The following is a 1,110-nucleotide window of genomic DNA, read 5'->3' as shown; positions in this document are numbered from 1 at the left end:
CCAAGTATTAACCTCAAAAACGGTCAACTCTATTTAGGGAAGTACAGCTCATTTTTTAAGTGCATTCAATTTTGCCAATAGTATTTGGAACTACAAAAATGGCGACGGAGTTTTTACCGTATTCGGACACGGTAACCTTAACCACATTTTTAACCATAATCCACTGCATTCAAACACACAAATAAATGACGCAGCAGAATTCGATGCCATGATGTCCGATCTAAGTCCAGCTTACACAGCGTATGCTAACGATAAATCACTACCTTTTACCTTAAATTTGCTAACGTGCCTCGGTGCAACACCCGACACAGACGGAATGTCTATCGCAAAAGCCATTTCATTGGAGCATCCAAATGCAACTATAACCGCTTTTGATGGATTTGCGTTTTATCAGAAGAATTACTTAGGTACTCCTAATACTTTTTCAATCAGCTCATTAGCTAATGTTCAATTCGATAAAAAAAATAATATAATCAACAACGGAAATGGTTTTGTAGTTACTTTTCAAAATGGACAAGAAATTAGTAGAATTCATACCTCAGAATATTTTAAAAGATTATGAAAAAAATTATAGCATTATTTTTAGTTCTGGCATTTTTCGTTTCTTGTGAAAAAAAGAATGAACAAACTTCGGTTAGAAAAAATAAAAGCACAACCGCCTCGCTAGGTCCAACAGAATTGGCATACAAGGAATATAATGATATAGAATACAGAATGGGGATTCAGCGAAAAGTTGTTATGGAGGGAGATACAGTTGCTTATCAAAAGCTACAATATATGTATGCCTACACTTCTAGAAGAAGCGAATTATTTTTATACCACCAAATAATGTCGACCAAATATTCATATGGGGAAGGTAGCTATAATGCTTATAAAGCTTACAAGCAATATTCTAACGGAAATGATAGATTTAAAGTCTGGGCAACCTATTACTTACTTCGCTCTAAAGAACAAGGATATAAAAGAGGGGAACAACAGATTAATGAGATTTTTGGCAGCTTAAAAAAAGTTCCTACAAGTAAAAAGTACTTGATTGAAAACTTGGACAAATTAGACTAATTACTTACCCGTTGGGTGAAATTATTGGAAGTAAAATAAATTGAACAAATG

At 34.0% G+C, this 1,110-nt stretch carries 2 protein-coding genes; both read left to right on the top strand.

The window, feature by feature from the left end:
• Positions 1-208 precede the first annotated feature (208 nt).
• Complete coding sequence (locus CHX27_RS00040) at positions 209-562, top strand: hypothetical protein (RefSeq protein WP_094484759.1); 354 nt, start codon at positions 209-211, stop codon at positions 560-562.
• Positions 559-1,059 carry a hypothetical protein gene (locus CHX27_RS00035; protein ID WP_094484758.1) on the top strand — a complete coding sequence of 167 codons (501 nt, stop codon included), beginning with the start codon at positions 559-561 and terminating at the stop codon, positions 1,057-1,059. The genes CHX27_RS00040 and CHX27_RS00035 overlap by 4 nt, the downstream gene beginning before the upstream one ends.
• The last annotated feature ends 51 nt before the right edge of the window (positions 1,060-1,110 follow it).

Origin of the sequence: Flavobacterium aurantiibacter, assembly GCF_002251775.1 — a bacterium.
GTDB lineage: Bacteria > Bacteroidota > Bacteroidia > Flavobacteriales > Flavobacteriaceae > Flavobacterium > Flavobacterium aurantiibacter.
The sequence above is the reverse complement of the archived record's forward strand: the minus strand, read 5'-3'. Positions and strand labels throughout refer to the sequence as shown.